15 protein-coding genes and 1 tRNA gene are annotated in these 14,831 nt (G+C 42.9%); 10 read left to right on the top strand and 6 right to left on the bottom strand.

Annotation, left to right across the window (positions count from 1 at the left end; genetic code table 11):
• The first annotated feature begins 11 nt into the window (after positions 1 to 11).
• Positions 12 to 2,093, top strand: coding sequence for an RNA polymerase sigma factor RpoD (gene rpoD / locus H6849_04580; protein ID USO01338.1), 2,082 nt, complete (start codon positions 12 to 14; stop codon positions 2,091 to 2,093).
• An 89-nt stretch (positions 2,094 to 2,182) separates the two neighbouring features.
• Here the strand turns inward: rpoD and rnhA are convergent, their stop codons facing one another.
• Positions 2,183 to 2,632: a ribonuclease HI gene (gene rnhA, locus H6849_04585; GenBank protein ID USO01339.1), complete on the bottom strand. Its 450-nt coding sequence runs from the start codon at positions 2,630 to 2,632 to the stop codon at positions 2,183 to 2,185.
• Between the two features lie 469 nt (positions 2,633 to 3,101).
• Between rnhA and H6849_04590 the strand changes: the two genes are divergently transcribed.
• The 5 genes from H6849_04590 to H6849_04610 all read left to right on the top strand — a co-directional run bounded on the left by H6849_04590 (position 3,102) and on the right by H6849_04610 (position 6,590).
• Positions 3,102 to 3,881 (top strand): NAD kinase, encoded by a 780-nt coding sequence (locus H6849_04590; protein ID USO01340.1) that lies wholly within the window; start codon positions 3,102 to 3,104, stop codon positions 3,879 to 3,881.
• A gap of 87 nt (positions 3,882 to 3,968) precedes the next feature.
• Complete coding sequence (gene rpmF / locus H6849_04595; GenBank protein ID USO01341.1) at positions 3,969 to 4,184, top strand: 50S ribosomal protein L32; 216 nt, start codon at positions 3,969 to 3,971, stop codon at positions 4,182 to 4,184.
• 20 nt (positions 4,185 to 4,204) lie between these two features.
• Entirely contained in the window at positions 4,205 to 5,248 is a 1,044-nt protein-coding gene (plsX, locus tag H6849_04600) for a phosphate acyltransferase PlsX (GenBank protein USO01342.1), read from the top strand.
• 31 nt (positions 5,249 to 5,279) lie between these two features.
• Complete coding sequence (locus H6849_04605) at positions 5,280 to 6,236, top strand: ketoacyl-ACP synthase III (GenBank protein USO01343.1); 957 nt, start codon at positions 5,280 to 5,282, stop codon at positions 6,234 to 6,236.
• Between the two features lie 15 nt (positions 6,237 to 6,251).
• On the top strand, positions 6,252 to 6,590 hold the full coding sequence (locus H6849_04610) for a ferredoxin family protein (GenBank protein USO01344.1): 339 nt from the start codon (positions 6,252 to 6,254) through the stop codon (positions 6,588 to 6,590).
• A gap of 174 nt (positions 6,591 to 6,764) precedes the next feature.
• On the opposite strand, the gene H6849_04615 is transcribed toward H6849_04610, so the two are convergent.
• The 5 genes from H6849_04615 to H6849_04635 form a co-directional block, all read right to left on the bottom strand.
• Complete coding sequence (locus H6849_04615; GenBank protein ID USO01345.1) at positions 6,765 to 8,273, bottom strand: hypothetical protein; 1,509 nt, start codon at positions 8,271 to 8,273, stop codon at positions 6,765 to 6,767.
• Between the two features lie 66 nt (positions 8,274 to 8,339).
• Complete coding sequence (locus tag H6849_04620) at positions 8,340 to 9,422, bottom strand: glycoside hydrolase family 3 protein (GenBank protein USO01346.1); 1,083 nt, start codon at positions 9,420 to 9,422, stop codon at positions 8,340 to 8,342.
• Between the two features lie 61 nt (positions 9,423 to 9,483).
• A tRNA-His gene (locus H6849_04625) sits at positions 9,484 to 9,560 on the bottom strand.
• 53 nt (positions 9,561 to 9,613) lie between these two features.
• Complete coding sequence (gene cyaY / locus H6849_04630; GenBank protein ID USO01347.1) at positions 9,614 to 9,958, bottom strand: iron donor protein CyaY; 345 nt, start codon at positions 9,956 to 9,958, stop codon at positions 9,614 to 9,616.
• Positions 9,959 to 9,990: 32 nt separating this feature from the next.
• The gene (locus H6849_04635) at positions 9,991 to 10,737 is read right to left on the bottom strand and encodes a thioredoxin domain-containing protein (protein ID USO01348.1); all 747 of its coding nucleotides are present in this window, start codon (positions 10,735 to 10,737) and stop codon (positions 9,991 to 9,993) included.
• A gap of 199 nt (positions 10,738 to 10,936) precedes the next feature.
• Between H6849_04635 and H6849_04640 the strand changes: the two genes are divergently transcribed.
• The 4 genes from H6849_04640 to H6849_04655 all read left to right on the top strand — a co-directional run bounded on the left by H6849_04640 (position 10,937) and on the right by H6849_04655 (position 14,774).
• Positions 10,937 to 11,884, top strand: coding sequence for a VacJ family lipoprotein (locus H6849_04640; protein USO01349.1), 948 nt, complete (start codon positions 10,937 to 10,939; stop codon positions 11,882 to 11,884).
• Between the two features lie 17 nt (positions 11,885 to 11,901).
• The gene (locus tag H6849_04645; protein USO01350.1) at positions 11,902 to 12,645 is read left to right on the top strand and encodes an ABC transporter substrate-binding protein; all 744 of its coding nucleotides are present in this window, start codon (positions 11,902 to 11,904) and stop codon (positions 12,643 to 12,645) included.
• 103 nt (positions 12,646 to 12,748) lie between these two features.
• Positions 12,749 to 13,441 carry a hypothetical protein gene (locus H6849_04650; GenBank protein ID USO01351.1) on the top strand — a complete coding sequence of 231 codons (693 nt, stop codon included), beginning with the start codon at positions 12,749 to 12,751 and terminating at the stop codon, positions 13,439 to 13,441.
• A 13-nt stretch (positions 13,442 to 13,454) separates the two neighbouring features.
• Positions 13,455 to 14,774 carry a CCA tRNA nucleotidyltransferase gene (locus H6849_04655; GenBank protein USO01352.1) on the top strand — a complete coding sequence of 440 codons (1,320 nt, stop codon included), beginning with the start codon at positions 13,455 to 13,457 and terminating at the stop codon, positions 14,772 to 14,774.
• Positions 14,775 to 14,831 lie beyond the last annotated feature (57 nt).

Genomic DNA, 14,831 nt, shown 5'->3' on the forward strand with positions numbered 1-14,831 from the left:
GAAGAAAACATATGTCAGACCACGTACATGAATCAACAGAACAAAATACAACTATTGATATTGAGCAAGTGATTCAGCAAATCGCTGAAAAATTCAAAGATACTGACTATGTAACATACAGTGAACTTAACGAAGCGTTGCCGAAGGATGATGTTGTCGTTGAAAATCTCGAGGAAATTGTAACAGCACTAACTGATTTGGGGATTAGCATTATTGAAGATCATGACGATGATATCGCTGATGCTGGGGATGAAGAGGGAATATCACTTAAAACAAGCGTAGATACCAAATCTCTTGATGATGACGATGATGATTTTGAATCATCGGACGATGATGATGACATGAATGATGATCCTGCTTCTGAAAAAGAAGAAGAAGAACCGGAAGAAGCTGTTTCTACAGCCGTTTCTGATGTTGAGGTTAGCCGCACAGATGATCCTGTTCGTATGTACTTGCGAGAAATGGGGCAAGTTGAGCTTCTGTCGCGTGAGGGGGAAATTGAAATTGCTAAGCGCATTGAAAAAGGGCGCGAAGACATGCTGCATTCCATTTGTGAGAGTCCTCTTACGATCAAGGCACTGATGGGTTGGTATGAGGCTCTTGAAAATGAAGAAATGACCTTGCGTGAGATTGTCGATCTAGACTCAATGACTGAAATTGATGCTGCAACTGGATCTTCCCAAGATGCAGAGGAAAGTAAGCCCGAACCTAGAGAAAAATTACTCAGTGCTGATCCGCAAACATCTTCTCCTCCAATCAAAACTGAGGAATCCGAGGCGGAGATAAAGCCCGAAGACGAGGAAGAAGATTTTGATGAAGGAGGTGTTGTTTCTCTTGCTGCCATGGAAGCAAATATTCGCCCAATTGTTGATGACGTTTTCACAGAAATCGCCCAAATTTATAAAGATTTTCATCCAATCGCGGAGGATCGCCTTTCCACCATGCGTGCTGGAAAAAAAACTGATGCTGTCAAGGAAAAGAAATATCATGAACTTGCAAAAAAGCTGGCTACCCTTATGGGGCGCATTCGCCTTAACCAAAATCGTATTGATGAGCTTGTTGATCAGCTCTACGGTTTAAGTCGACGTCTTATAGGATTTGACACAAAAATTTACACGATGGCCATCGAAGCCGATGTGTCACGGGACCTATTTGTCAAGGAATATAAAGACCAAGAGCTTGATCCTGAGTGGCTAGAGCGTTTAGCAGGACACAAAGACCCTGCGATGAAGAGCTTTGCTACAATTCATCACGATGCCATCTTGAAAATTCGCCAAGAAATTATGGATGTTTCTGAGCGCGTACGTCTCACACCTGCAGAATTTCGCCGCGTTGTTGGAGATGTACAAAAAGGCGATCGCATGATGACCCGTGCGAAAAAAGAAATGATTGAAGCAAACTTAAGATTAGTAATTTCAATCGCGAAAAAATACACAAATAGGGGATTGCAGTTTCTTGATTTAATTCAGGAGGGTAATATTGGCCTGATGAAAGCTGTTGAAAAGTTTGAATACCGTCGGGGCTTTAAATTTTCAACGTATGCAACATGGTGGATTCGCCAGGCTATTACACGATCTATTGCTGATCAAGCGCGAACAATTCGTATTCCGGTTCATATGATTGAAACAATCAATAAGATTGTGCGTACGTCACGCCAGATTTTACATGAGATTGGGCGCGAACCTACACCTGATGAACTTGCCAAGAAATTAGATATGCCTCTTGAAAAGGTTCGTAAAGTTTTGAAAATTGCAAAAGAACCGGTTTCATTAGAAACGCCTATTGGTGATGAAGAAGATGGAACAATAGGAGATTTTATCGAAGATAAAAATGCTGTTATTCCTATTGATGCAGCAGTCCATGGTAACTTGAGAGAGACAACAACACGTATTCTGGCAACCTTAACGCCTCGTGAGGAACGGGTTTTACGCATGCGCTTTGGTATTGGAATGAATACCGATCATACGCTTGAAGAAGTTGGCCAACAGTTTACCGTTACACGCGAACGGATTCGTCAAATTGAGGCCAAAGCCCTTCGTAAACTCAAACATCCGAGTCGTTCGCGAAAGTTACGGAGTTTTCTCGATCAGTAAATGACATGTGGGATACCGTAATCACAAGAAAAAGCCTCCTGTTCACACAGGAGGCTTTTTGGCAGGGCATACAGATAGAAAAACCAGCCCTACCCTGCCATCATTGCTTGAATGATGGCATTACGCGCAAGGGCATCTGCTCGCTCATTAAGTTCGTGCCCAGAATGTCCTTTTATCCATTCCCAGGTCACAGTGTGTTTCGTTACAGCTTCTAGTAACGCTTGCCATAAATCAATATTTTTCACTGGCTTGTTCGCAGCTGTTTTCCAGCCCTTACTTTGCCAACCATGTACCCACTGTGTTATGCCATCCTGAACGTAGCGACTATCCGTAACAATCGTTACCGCACATGTTTTTTTGAGAGCCCTCAGCGCTTCAATGGCAGCCATGAGTTCCATACGATTATTTGTTGTTTCAGGTTCAAACCCTGAAAGCTCATTGCTTGTATCCCCATGCGTAAGAACAGCACCCCACCCTCCTGGGCCAGGGTTTCCACTGCATGCACCATCTGTGTAAATGACGACGTTAGGAAGGCTCATGGTATTGTGTTCATTTTTATCTGTCCCAAGTATACGCAAAACACAATGACACACAAGGATAACCTTATAGTATTTTACCCCCACAAGCCTTACTAAAAGCCGTAGAATCCTTTTACATCTTTGTGCTTATGAGGTAAATAGTGTAAGCAGAATCAGGTAAGGATTATTATTCATAAAATTACAACTTAACTGAAAAACAACCTTTTTTATGGCAATGCACATCGTGAAAATAAGTTTAGACATGAATTATATACAATCAAATAATAGATTAGTGCCTGCTTTATTCCTGGAAAAATAAGCATACAGGGGTCTGATGTGATTGATTCATGGGAAACGTTCTTTCAATGTGCTGCGCGCAGAATTTTAAAAAAGCACACGAGTTTCTTGTGCTCATTCGCATTCGTTGGTAATGTTCGAACATACGTGCACGCAGTGGCATAATATTTATTTTGGGAGAGCTTACCTTATTATGCGAGGTATAACACCATCTGGAATTGCACTTATCTATCAAAATACGCCACGTGTTCATGACTCTTTACACAAGGATTTTTCTGCTTTTCCCCGAGACGTAACAAGCAAAACAAAGTGTATTGTGGTTTTAGGTGGCGATGGTTTTATGTTATCCTGTTTCCATCAGTTTTATGGTACTGAAATGCCATTATACGGATTAAATTTTGGGACAGTGGGCTTTTACATGCACCCTTATATCCAAGGAAGTGACATTATTACCCCTATCAATAATGCTCTGTTGCAGAAGCTACCCGCTTTGCGTATAAAAATTGCTGATAGTACGGGAAAAACATCCCATCACCTTGCGTTTAATGAGGTTGCCTTATTGCGTCAAAGCGGTCAGTCGGCAAAAATATCCGTAGACATAGATGGTGTTAGGCGCTTAGATCCTCTGATTGGGGACGGCTTGATAGTCGCTACTCCCGCTGGGAGCACAGCTTATAATTTTTCGGCGCGAGGTCCTGTTGTGCCCTTTAATGCGAATGTTCTTCCGCTTACAGCCATTAATGCACACTGTCCTAAACGGTGGCATGGTGCCCTTGTTCCTGATACATCTGCATTCGTTTTTCATATCCAAGAACCGGAGAAACGCCCCGTTCATGCCAGTATCGACGGCAAAAATATTCCAAATGTGCACCGTATCGAAGTTGTACGCGACAACACTCAATGCGCCTATGTTCTTTTTAACCCGAACAACTCTCTCGCAGAGCGCCTAATGCACACACAATTTCATGCCTAAGTTTCCTGTGAAAAGGTAAAAACTCCTTGCGATCAGGGGCTTTTTCGTATAGAAAGCTAAGATAATTATCATTATTTGAGAATTCCTATGGCAGTACCAAAGAAAAAGACCTCCAAATCCAAGCGGAATATGCGCCGCTCTCACCATGCTCTCAAGCCAGTGAACCTAACTGCGTGTACAAATTGTGGCGAACTTAAGCGCCCTCATCATATGTGTGAACCCTGTGGCTTCTATAAAGGCCGTCACATTCTTGGACGTCCAGAAATAGCCACCAGTAAGGACATAGACACTAAGACGAAGTAATCTTGGTGCGTGTCAAGGATATGCACCATATAGCCGTTGATGCAATGGGAGGCGACCATGCTCCCGAATCTATAGTTCGGGGCATATCTTCGCTGTTTGATGAATCCCTAGGCTTTTCTTTTCATCTTTATGGGGACAAAGACCTTATCTTTCCTCTCCTGGAAAAGCATAATCTTCCTTCTTCAGACCCCCGCCTTCATGTGTTTCATGCCCCAGGAGTTATTGCTTCCGATGCAAAGCCATCCTATGCGTTGCGTAACTCTGCAAACACCAGCATGCGCTTAGCAATTGAAGCCGTTCAAACGAACCAATGCCAAGCTGTTCTTTCTGGTGGTAATACAGGGGCTTATATGGGCTTGTGCAAGGTTATACTTAAAACACTTCCTGGTATCAACCGCCCGGCACTTGCTGGTCTTCTTCCGACACTGGAAGATAGGTGCGTCATGCTTGATGTAGGGGCAAATATAGACTCGACTCCCGAACAGTTGGTACAATTTAGCGTCTTTGGGCGTGCCTATGCTGCGTGTATGCTTGATCGGATAGCACCAACTGTAGGAATTTTGAATATTGGCACCGAAGATATTAAGGGCAATGAAATTCTTCGTACCACTCGCTCCTTGTTAAAAGGTGTGCTTCCTAAGGCTATATTTAGAGGGTTTGTTGAAGGAAATGAAGTTTTTGCTGGAGCAGCCGACGTTGTTGTGACTGATGGATTTAACGGCAATGTCGCTATTAAATCTGCTGAAGGTGCGATCAAGCTTATGCGCATCCACTTGCAGCGTTCGCTCACGACATCCTGGTTATCTTGTATATGTGCCTATTTTTTACGCAGTAGCATCAAAACCCTTACCCAAAAATTGGATCCGCGTAGCTATAATGGTGCCCCACTTCTTGGCTTACGGTATCTTGCCGTTAAAAGCCACGGAGGAGCTGATTACAAAGCATTTGCAAATGCGCTGCACATTACCATGCGGTTAATGACCAAGGGCATCATTTCCTCTCTCGAAAATAGCCTAAAAAAAGATCTTCTGAGCCATAGTCAAGATACCTCAACAATGGCATAATGCGGCAAATTTTAACTGTGGTTTTTGATTAATGCGGGCAGTGATTCGGGGGTGTGGTCATTATTTACCTGAGAAAATTCTCACAAATGATGACATGTCCCGTATTGTAGACACATCTGACGCATGGATCTTTAGTCGTACGGGGATTCGTCAACGTCACTTTGCTGCTGAGGGTGAAAATTCCTCACATTTAGGAGCTAAGGCAGCAAAAGAAGCTCTTACTGGCGCAGGTATTAGAGCTTCATCCATTGATACCATTATTGTTGCAACCACAACCCCTGACAGAACCTTTCCTGCCACAGCATGTATGATTCAACAAGCTGTTGGGGCAACAAATGCCTTTTGTTTTGACATTTCTGCAGCTTGTGCAGGTTATCTCGTGGGGCTTTCGCTTGTTGATGCCTACATCCGCTCTGGTCAGGCCAGACGCATTCTTCTCATTGGAGCGGAAGTATTTTCGCGAATTATTGATATGAAGGATCGCAACACCTGTGTGTTATTTGGTGATGGTGCAGGAGCCGTACTATTTGATGCTGAAAAAAATGATACAGCAGGTATTATCAAAACAACCCTGAATTCTGCTCCACAGTATCAAAACATTCTGCAAACATCAGGAGGTGTAGGCTCCACCCAAACGGCAGGCTATATTGAGATGACAGGTCAAGAAGTTTATCGCCATGCTGTAAATAATCTTACATCTTCCGCTGCGGGAATTTTTAAGGATACGGAATTCGCAGTCACTGATATTGACTGGCTTATTCCTCACCAAGCAAACGTTCGTATTATTCAGCATGTGGCAAAAACGCTTGGTCTTCCCATGGATAAAGTAATTATGACTGTTGATAGGCATGCAAACACCTCTGCTGCATCGATTCCTCTTGCCCTTAGTGTGGGAATACAGGAAGGAAAAATTAAGTCTGGGGATCTTATCCTGCATGAAGCCCTTGGCGGAGGTCTTATATGGGGATCTTCACTCATACGTGTGTAAAACAAGAGGTATACAATGACGTATGTCGTAACTGATGGGTGCGTAAACTGTAAATACACTGATTGTGTAGAGGTTTGTCCTGTGGATTGTTTTTATGAAGGAGAGAATTTTCTCGCCATTAATCCTGCGGAATGTATCGATTGCGGCGTGTGTGTTCCTTTTTGTCCCGTCGATGCTATTAAGCCAGATACCGAGCCTGGTATGGAAAAATGGGTTGCAGTTAATCAAAAATACGCAACACAATGGCCAAATATTCGTCGCAAAATCCCCGCTCCTATTGATGCCAATGCTTGGAAAGACATTGAAAACAAATTTATAAGGTATTTCAGTGAAAAACCGGGTAAGAATGAGTGAATCTTTATCTTCTCTCATGTGTAGATCCAAACACGTAGAGGCCCCATACTTCCCTATTATCTGTGAATAAAAAAGAGAAGAAAATGTGCTTGAAAGGATGGCAAAGCACCAAATTATCTATCTTATGTAATCCTTGAAAAAAGATTAGGCAAGATTCAGAAAAACGATTGCACCCTACACTCTTGAATGATTCAAAAAACTTGGTTTATTAGCTTTCTCAGGGGCAATACGCTTCTCCATTTGCGCAAACTGTTTTTTATATGCCTTGCGCACATCAGCAGACAATCTTGGCTTTTTTTCTTTATAGATGGCACGCATATTTCTTAGTGATTCCCTGTGTCTGATAGAAACTGCCTCAAGAGGGTTTTTTTGGAAATTAAAACGACTCTGGGCAATACGCTGAATGGCCACAATAGGACACACCCTGTCCAACATGTCGCCATACTCCACAGAAGATCCTTGCACGCGACGGCGCCACGCACATATGATTTTTGCAGCAGAATCCGCCTCTTTTTGAAAGAAATCAAACCAGGGCTTTGCTCGGATGGCTTTTGATTCAAAAGTATTTGGAGGGCTCAAAAACGCCTCCAATAAATCAATCTGTATTTCCATTTTTGTGCTTGTTTTCATCGGATCAGCATGTGCAGGATCATAATAAATAAAGAGATCGTCTTTTCCCAAAGACTTCCCTACATAAACGACATTTATCATAGACATGGAACCTGATGGATGGCGTCGCATATACTCTTTGGGACCATGAAATGTTACAATATCACCAATACAATACGGTTTTGCACCCAAGTCATAGCGAATTTTCTTAATCGCAAGAGATTCATACAAGACGATATCACTAATCGTACCAATGTGATTCCCTAAGTTTGCCCAGGGTTTATAATAACCTTGTCTTACCAACCCTTCAGGGGTTCTCTTTGGTAGTGTAATTCCTTCATAAAATGAGGCGTCACGATCAAAAGCTTCTCGTCTCATCAGAACACGCAGCACAGAAAGTTGTACATACTTAGCCACCGTTAAACACTCAAGACGCAGGGATCCTTTATGCGCATAGGTACAAAACTGATCCAACGCCTCACTGATAGGAAGGCGACAATTGTAAAGGGCAAGCCCTCCTCCCGCGTAATCAACAACCCATCCAGGCGGTGCAACAACATCATCCCCTGGTTTTTTAAAACGAGTACGCGTGTTAAGAAGATTGATAGCATCCATAATTACTGCCTGAGCAGGTGTTAGGGGGCAGGCTAATACGTTGAGAGATGAGCCAGGTGCAAATAACTGCCGCCCTGCAGTGGTGACTTCAATAGGCAAACCGTCAGGAAATGAGCGCAACAAGGATTTATCCAACGATGGTCCCAGAGAAGCTACCTGCGCTTCTTTGCGTGACTTTTCTGTGTTTTCATGAATCATTTTACGCTCTTTTTCCTCATGAGTAATCATCGCCAGCATGACTGGAACGGGCATTCCTCTGCGCATCATATCTTCGGGTGTTATTCCTCGTGCGTGTTGCTGCAATCGATCAAACGGGAGATGCCTACGATGAGAGGAATCTCCCGAAAAAGCACCCGAAGTTTTATCACTTTCTGGGGTGAGGAGTCTCTCCGCAGATGCATCAATAAAACTCACAAGGTAGAGCAGAAATAGCCCTATATAAAATAAGTTGGTTTTCATTTTTTATTATAATAAATTTTAATTTTCTATATTAAATAAAACAAAAAAGTCAATTAAAATAACTCATTACTGTATTTCATACTGAGAAGAAATTTTCTGAATGCGCAAGTATTTCTCTTCAATGGCAGACTTTAGTAAAGAACTTTTTTCTATAGCTACGCATACTCCCGTAGTGATTTGATGGACGAAAGCATAATCTTTGCTAAAGTTTTTGATACCCTTTGCTGCTGATGGATTGCAGGAAAAAATAAGCATGTCACACCCTGCACGCAATGCAGCAATAGCGGCAGAAACTGAATCATACCCACGATAATCTGTTTCATCGCCCATTCTTGTTTTCTGAAACTTACGAATGATCGCTCCCATATGCATATCATCACTGACAATAATTCCCTTGAAACCCTCCTTGCGTAGATTATCCAGCACGCGCCAGGAAAGCGTGGCGGGCATATCAGGATCCCAGGCGTTATTGTAGAGATGTCCTGTCATAATGGCATCATGAAATCCTGCTCGCACCATCTGGTGAAAAACATCACCTTCACACACCTGATAAGTGTTTGTGACGTCTACTATACCTTCATGTGTGTCCCCCTGTGCTGAGCCATGGCCGGGATAGTGCTTTAGACAGGGAATAACACCGGCATGGCGATGAGCCATGCAAACATTTTGTGCGCACGCAATAACATCGCTTACAGATTTACCATAACTGCGTTCATAACCAGAAATAACAGGACACCCTAAATCTAAATCCAGACACGGAGCAAAATTGAAGTTAAAGCCAAGATCAGCTAGTTCTGAGGCTAATTTTTGACTGCTTTCATGTTGTTTCTCAGGTGGCAGGTAGGAAAATTCTTTCGCACTGGGAATGGTGTCGTAACCATTGATAGCATTTGTGCGTATAACATGGCCTCCCTCTTGATCAATCGCTATTAACAAGGGAGTATTGTTTTTTGATGTTAATGCCTGAAAATAGGTGTTCAGCGCTGTGATTTGAGATCTAGATGCAATATTATGACGAAACGCAATTACTCCTCCCACAAGACCCAGAGTAATTAAATGAGAAACATCTCGCACGCCACTGTCATCCGGCGATAGACCATCAAAGCCTACAATAATAAGTCGACCAATTTTTTGCGCTAATGTAGGCATACAGATACTTATTTAATGTTAGTTCCATTAGAACAACAAACAGGTGAATCTGTAAAGGGCGTGGGGCGAGTAACGGGGCTCGAACCCGCGACCTTCGGAACCACAATCCGACGCTCTAACCAACTGAGCTACACCCGCCATAAAGTCATATTTGTTGTAACGATTACCCCCCTCGCCGTCAAGGGTTTTCACTAGATTGCCTCAAAGATAAAAAGTTTATTCGTGATGCGTGAAAGCTCTTCTGCCAACTGGTCTCGCAAATAAACATGTGGTGGCCGAATTGATCGCCAACGTCCTGATTGGGGAACAAAAGCAAAATGTGTTGATCCTGATATGGGTGATGCCATCCAAATCTGATGTGTTGGCATGTGAGGGTGGATCACAAATGCCCCCTCTGTTTCATGGGTAATAGTGAGCATACTATCCTGATAGTCAACGGTGACATCTTCATCAAGAGACTCCTCGATTTGCTCAGCAAGACTTTCAAGCATTGCCTCACTCATGAGTAAAAAGTTTGATCTATCCATTTGTGGCATTCAGGGGCTTCCTTTTCAGTCAAATTGCAGCATTACAGTAAGGCGGTTTTAGGAATTTGAAGCACAAGGGGATCAACTTTCTCTTGAAACTCTGCCCAAGACAGCTCCCAATCATAAACTTTTGCACCAATAGTAAATATTGGTGTTGCATCTAAGCCCCTTTTTTCAAAGTCTTGAAGACGCAACAGTATCTTTGTCTCTTCATTTTTATTACCTAACGCCTTGCGTACACGCAGAATATCATGCCCTGTAACCATGGCAATTTTTAAAGCAAGTTCTTCTGGTGCTGCAAATACCCACTCTTCCTGTTGAGCATAAAGAGCATCGATAGCCTTGCGGCGCTCCGACTGCGTTGTTAGACTGCGCACAAACATTGTGGCACGCAAAGAGGGAGAGTCCATAGGAAAAAAGCGCAAAACAATGCTAATGTTACCTGGGCGAATATACTTCTTTTTGATCGCTGGCAAGGTATTCATATGAAAATTTGCACAGTGACCACATGTCAATGACGAATAAAGGGTAATTTGTATCGGAGCATCTTTTTTGCCATACCGATACTCCGGTCCCTTAATGCACGGGACCACATGTGATGCTCCCTCGCCATGCTGTGCGTCCTTGATGCCGTTCTCATTGTGTAGACTGGATGTATTCACCAACATATCTTTTTCAAGCGAAGGATTTACTTCTACAGAAGATTTACCGGGTGTGGTGGCATAGATATCAAAGGGAAGAAAAAAAAATCCCGATAAGCAAAATAAAAATACTGAAACGTGAGACACTCAAAAGTCCTTTGATTCACAATCGTCATATAAATCACAGTTTACACAAGTTTCTTTTCAAGGAACAGCCTGAAGACTTCATTTTTATAATCAGGCATGCTATAGGATCGTTAAATTTTTAAACAACATTAATAGATTAGTCAGCCTTATTGTGTAAAGTTTATCACTAGGACTGCTAGATTATGAAAACTGACAAAGAATGACCTGTAAAAAAAATATTTACTTTCTTATTTTTTCTCTCACGCTTAGCGTGGCATTGTCACCCTCCGTTTGCGGGAAAAACAGTGACATCCCAGACTTGCAGGGCTTTCAGGCACCAGTAGTGCAATCGCAGGATATCGATGATGAAGACGACGAGAATGATGAAATGGATGATGAAATTGACGATCCGTTTGAGTTTGTGAATCGCCTCACTTTCGGAGTTAATCAATCGCTTGATGCTATTGTTCTAAAGCCCGCTGCACACGTTTACCAAGGTCTTATACCCCAAGGGGCGCGCAATGCCGTAAGTAACTTTATTGAAAACGTGGGTGAGCCTGTGAGTGTTCTTAATCACTTTTTTCAACAAAATTCTGCTGGTATCGGTGCATCAGTAAAGCGCTTGTTTATCAATACCTTTATGGGATTTTTTGGTTTTTTTGATGTGGCTTCTGAAATAGGCATAAAATCAAAGAAACAGCGCTTTATGGATACTCTTTCTAAGGCTGATCTTGGCCCCGGACCCTATTTTGTACTCCCTATTTTGGGACCGTCAAATCTACGTGATTCCTTCGGATTGGCCGTTGACTGGTTAACTGATCCTTTTGGATGGATGGTTGCAGATCGTGGAACAGACCATACAACCGCGTGGATGGGAACACGGATTCTTGATGCTCGCACAAAATTGATGAATCTTATTGATGCAATGAATAAGTCTCCAGACCCTTATGCCCGTTATCGCTTCATGTACAATGAATTCCGCCGTAGTGCGAATGCTGATACATCTACCTATGAGGCACCAGTACCCCAAGGAGCTGTGACGCTTGTTTTTGATGATGAGCCTGATACAAAATTGCGAAACAAGAGCACCACTGTAAGCGACGAAACAAAACCTGAAGAACCTGAGACCGAAGAACCTGAAGCAGCTGTTGCTCCTATATCAAGTTAAGAGTGAGGAAACCGATTATGATAAAAAAGATTTGTATAAATACTTCCCTCATTGTGAGTTTCATGCTTGTTGCTATAACGCCCTCTCAGGCGAAATCACGCGCAGAGTATGAGTCTGATGCTAAGGCATTTGTTCAAAAAGTAATCAATAAAATCTATGACGCCGTTCAAAGTGATGTACCCCAAGATCACAAAGAAGAAAAATTTCGCAAAGCCCTTAAGGAAGATTTCAATCTTCCTGCTATTGCTAAGTTTACCCTTGGAGCCCATCAAAAAAATTTCTATTTTCCTGATAATGAAAAATCAAACAAAAACAACCCTCATTTTGATGAATTTTACACGCGCTTTGAACGACTCATTGTTGAAATGTATGCATCACAGTTTGGGGCCTACAAAGATGCACAAAAGCCTGAAATAAAAAGTGCAAAGTTTATTAATGGGGGTTTCCAAGTAAGTTCTGTCGCTATTAATCCTAAAAATAATAATGCCAAGGTTGAAGTGATATGGACAGCATATCCCAAGAAAGGTGGTGGTTTTGAAGTTACAGATATCATCATAGCAAAAATAAGCTTAGCTCTTTCTCAACGTCGCCAGTTCAACAGCGACTTCCGTTCGTGCAAACAAAAAGCACAACGTAATGCTAAAAAAACAACCGGCACAAATATCAACCACGAAGCAACAGCATGTTTCTTGAAAACAGTAGCACAAGCCGCTGACGATTATGATAAAGGCACACGCACCACTGTTGAGATTACCAAATAAGTCATTTTCAGCAAAATGCTTGCGCACCTTCCCATGGCAAAAAGATTGACGAGCCCCCTAGAGACACTATAATTTCGCAAGAGTTTATCGTTGCGTCTCTATAATGAGATTTTCTTTTTGTCATGCTATAATCGTTACAGTAACAAGTGCATTGCTCGTCGTTGGAGGATGCACCACTTTCCCTTCTTCCTCATTCTCCCCTCAAACTCTCAAACCACGTGATGTGATCCGTATTCCTGTTGCAACAATACAGATAGTGAATGACTACCTGCCCTATGGTGAGGATCCGTACGTTGACCATACACTTTCTCCCTCACCGTCTGTATATATGGAGGATTGGCTCGCCCAAAAATTTATTGCAACAGGACACGAAGGAAGTGTGATTATCCGCATACAGGAAGCTTCTCTCCGTTGGCGGAAGCGCCCAGGAAACTTACGCACTATGAAGTATTGGCCGTATCGTGCCATTGTTCGCCTTCACTTAGAGCGCATCAATCGCCAAGGGGTAAGAATTTCGGAGGAAAAGATTCAAACCACCCGTGTTCGTGAGATTCATGAAGGATATTTCCGCAGACCTCGCCATAAAGATTGGTGGGAGATGTTTGCCGATGTCCGAAAGGACCTTGCGTTCGAATTAAAGCGTCGCTTATCTCAGAAGAACAAAGAGCACCTTCCGTTGATCACACAAAAGGCTACCAGCCTCATAAAGAAAAATCCTGTTCGCAGATCACAAGATACCGCCACCCCCTTTCCGCTTAAAAAACCTCTGCATGTAAAATATTTTGGGAGCCCCTAACGGGGGACCAACCATGCGCAGTGTTGCAAACTTAACGCTTAAATTTCACATTACTGACCCCCGTGTAGAGCGCATTATCTGTGACTTGAATACATCGCCTTGGCAAACAAAATTAGTAGGAGGAGCCGTGCGCGATGCAATCATGGGCAAGCACAGCTATGACCTTGATTGCGCTACTACTGCGTCACCCACTGATGTCATTGCAATCCTGGAGCGTCATAGCCTAAAGCCAATAACTGTGGGCATTGCTTTTGGAACAGTGGGGTGTGTACTTGCTTCTGGATATACAATCGAGATTACACACCTTCGCAAAGACACACTTTCGGATGGGCGATACGCAACTGCACGTATAACAGATGACTGGCATACGGATGCTCAGCGGCGGGATTTCACAATGAACGCGCTTTATGCGGATCTTGATGGCACTGTTTATGACCCACTGGGGAGGGGATTTCGTGACCTTCAGGAAGGATGCGTGTGCTTTATCGGTGAACCGTCAGCACGTATCACAGAAGATTACCTAAGAATTTTACGTTACTATCGCTTTTATGCGCACTTTGGACGTTTACACCCGCGTGCGGTGGACCAACTAGCCATAGCCACCCACCGTGAGGGACTTGCGAGGATATCACGCGAGCGCATTAAAAAAGAGCTTAGTGGTCTTTTTACAGGAACCTATCGTTTAACCGCCGTTGGATACCTTTTAACCAGCGGTGTTTGGGAACAGATTTTTAAAGCTCCCGCGCAATATTTTGATATAGAACGCATGAAACGTGCCGATGATTTGCAGCATACGCGTATGATACGGGACAGCCCGTATAACGAAGAGCTGGCGTTTCGTTTTCCCTATTTGTTTTATTTTTATGCTCTTTTAAAGCCCGAGCATCACTCAAGTCTTGAGTCTATTTTGAGAAAGGCCCTGAGTTTTTCTAAAAATGAATCCAATTATATACAAAAGCTTAAGGCCTGCATGCAAGACTTTATCACACACCCTGTAACCGTATCCTCGTTAGATCAAGGAACGATCAATTGCTTTCTCTATACACACGGAAAAAGCGTTTTTATCCAGGCTCTGTTGCTTGCGTGGATTGATGGGTCTTTCATTTCTGGTGCGGATCAAGCCTCTTTGGTATCTGCGATAACAACTACCAATGTCCCAGAGTTTCCCGTGCGGGGAACAGACATCAGCGCCCTATATCCTAATATTGTGGGAAAAAATATGGGAAAAGCTTTACACATGACTGAACGTTGGTGGTTTGCGCGACAGTGCACTGCAAGCAAAAAAGAGTGCTTGGATTTTATCAAGGACATTCCCCTGACTACTGTCACATAATATAGATTTGTAATAAATTGTAACATACTTTGCGCGGATCTTCCTGTATTATTATTT

The organism is Alphaproteobacteria bacterium, assembly GCA_023898725.1.
In the GTDB taxonomy this organism is placed as follows: Bacteria; Pseudomonadota; Alphaproteobacteria; order JAUHZC01; family JAUHZC01.

What these genes read in the sequence shown, in the direction of transcription:
- rpoD (USO01338.1), top strand. Translation starts at nt 12, where the DNA reads ATGTCAGACCACGTACATGAATCAACAGAACAAAATACAACTATTGAT.
- rnhA (USO01339.1), bottom strand. Translation starts at nt 2,632, where the DNA reads ATGAGCCTTCCTAACGTCGTCATTTACACAGATGGTGCATGCAGTGGA.
- H6849_04590 (USO01340.1), top strand. Translation starts at nt 3,102, where the DNA reads ATGCGAGGTATAACACCATCTGGAATTGCACTTATCTATCAAAATACG.
- rpmF (USO01341.1), top strand. Translation starts at nt 3,969, where the DNA reads ATGGCAGTACCAAAGAAAAAGACCTCCAAATCCAAGCGGAATATGCGC.
- plsX (USO01342.1), top strand. Translation starts at nt 4,205, where the DNA reads ATGCACCATATAGCCGTTGATGCAATGGGAGGCGACCATGCTCCCGAA.
- H6849_04605 (USO01343.1), top strand. Translation starts at nt 5,280, where the DNA reads ATGCGGGCAGTGATTCGGGGGTGTGGTCATTATTTACCTGAGAAAATT.
- H6849_04610 (USO01344.1), top strand. Translation starts at nt 6,252, where the DNA reads ATGACGTATGTCGTAACTGATGGGTGCGTAAACTGTAAATACACTGAT.
- H6849_04615 (USO01345.1), bottom strand. Translation starts at nt 8,273, where the DNA reads ATGAAAACCAACTTATTTTATATAGGGCTATTTCTGCTCTACCTTGTG.
- H6849_04620 (USO01346.1), bottom strand. Translation starts at nt 9,422, where the DNA reads ATGCCTACATTAGCGCAAAAAATTGGTCGACTTATTATTGTAGGCTTT.
- cyaY (USO01347.1), bottom strand. Translation starts at nt 9,958, where the DNA reads ATGCCACAAATGGATAGATCAAACTTTTTACTCATGAGTGAGGCAATG.
- H6849_04640 (USO01349.1), top strand. Translation starts at nt 10,937, where the DNA reads ATGACCTGTAAAAAAAATATTTACTTTCTTATTTTTTCTCTCACGCTT.
- H6849_04645 (USO01350.1), top strand. Translation starts at nt 11,902, where the DNA reads ATGATAAAAAAGATTTGTATAAATACTTCCCTCATTGTGAGTTTCATG.
- H6849_04650 (USO01351.1), top strand. Translation starts at nt 12,749, where the DNA reads ATGAGATTTTCTTTTTGTCATGCTATAATCGTTACAGTAACAAGTGCA.
- H6849_04655 (USO01352.1), top strand. Translation starts at nt 13,455, where the DNA reads ATGCGCAGTGTTGCAAACTTAACGCTTAAATTTCACATTACTGACCCC.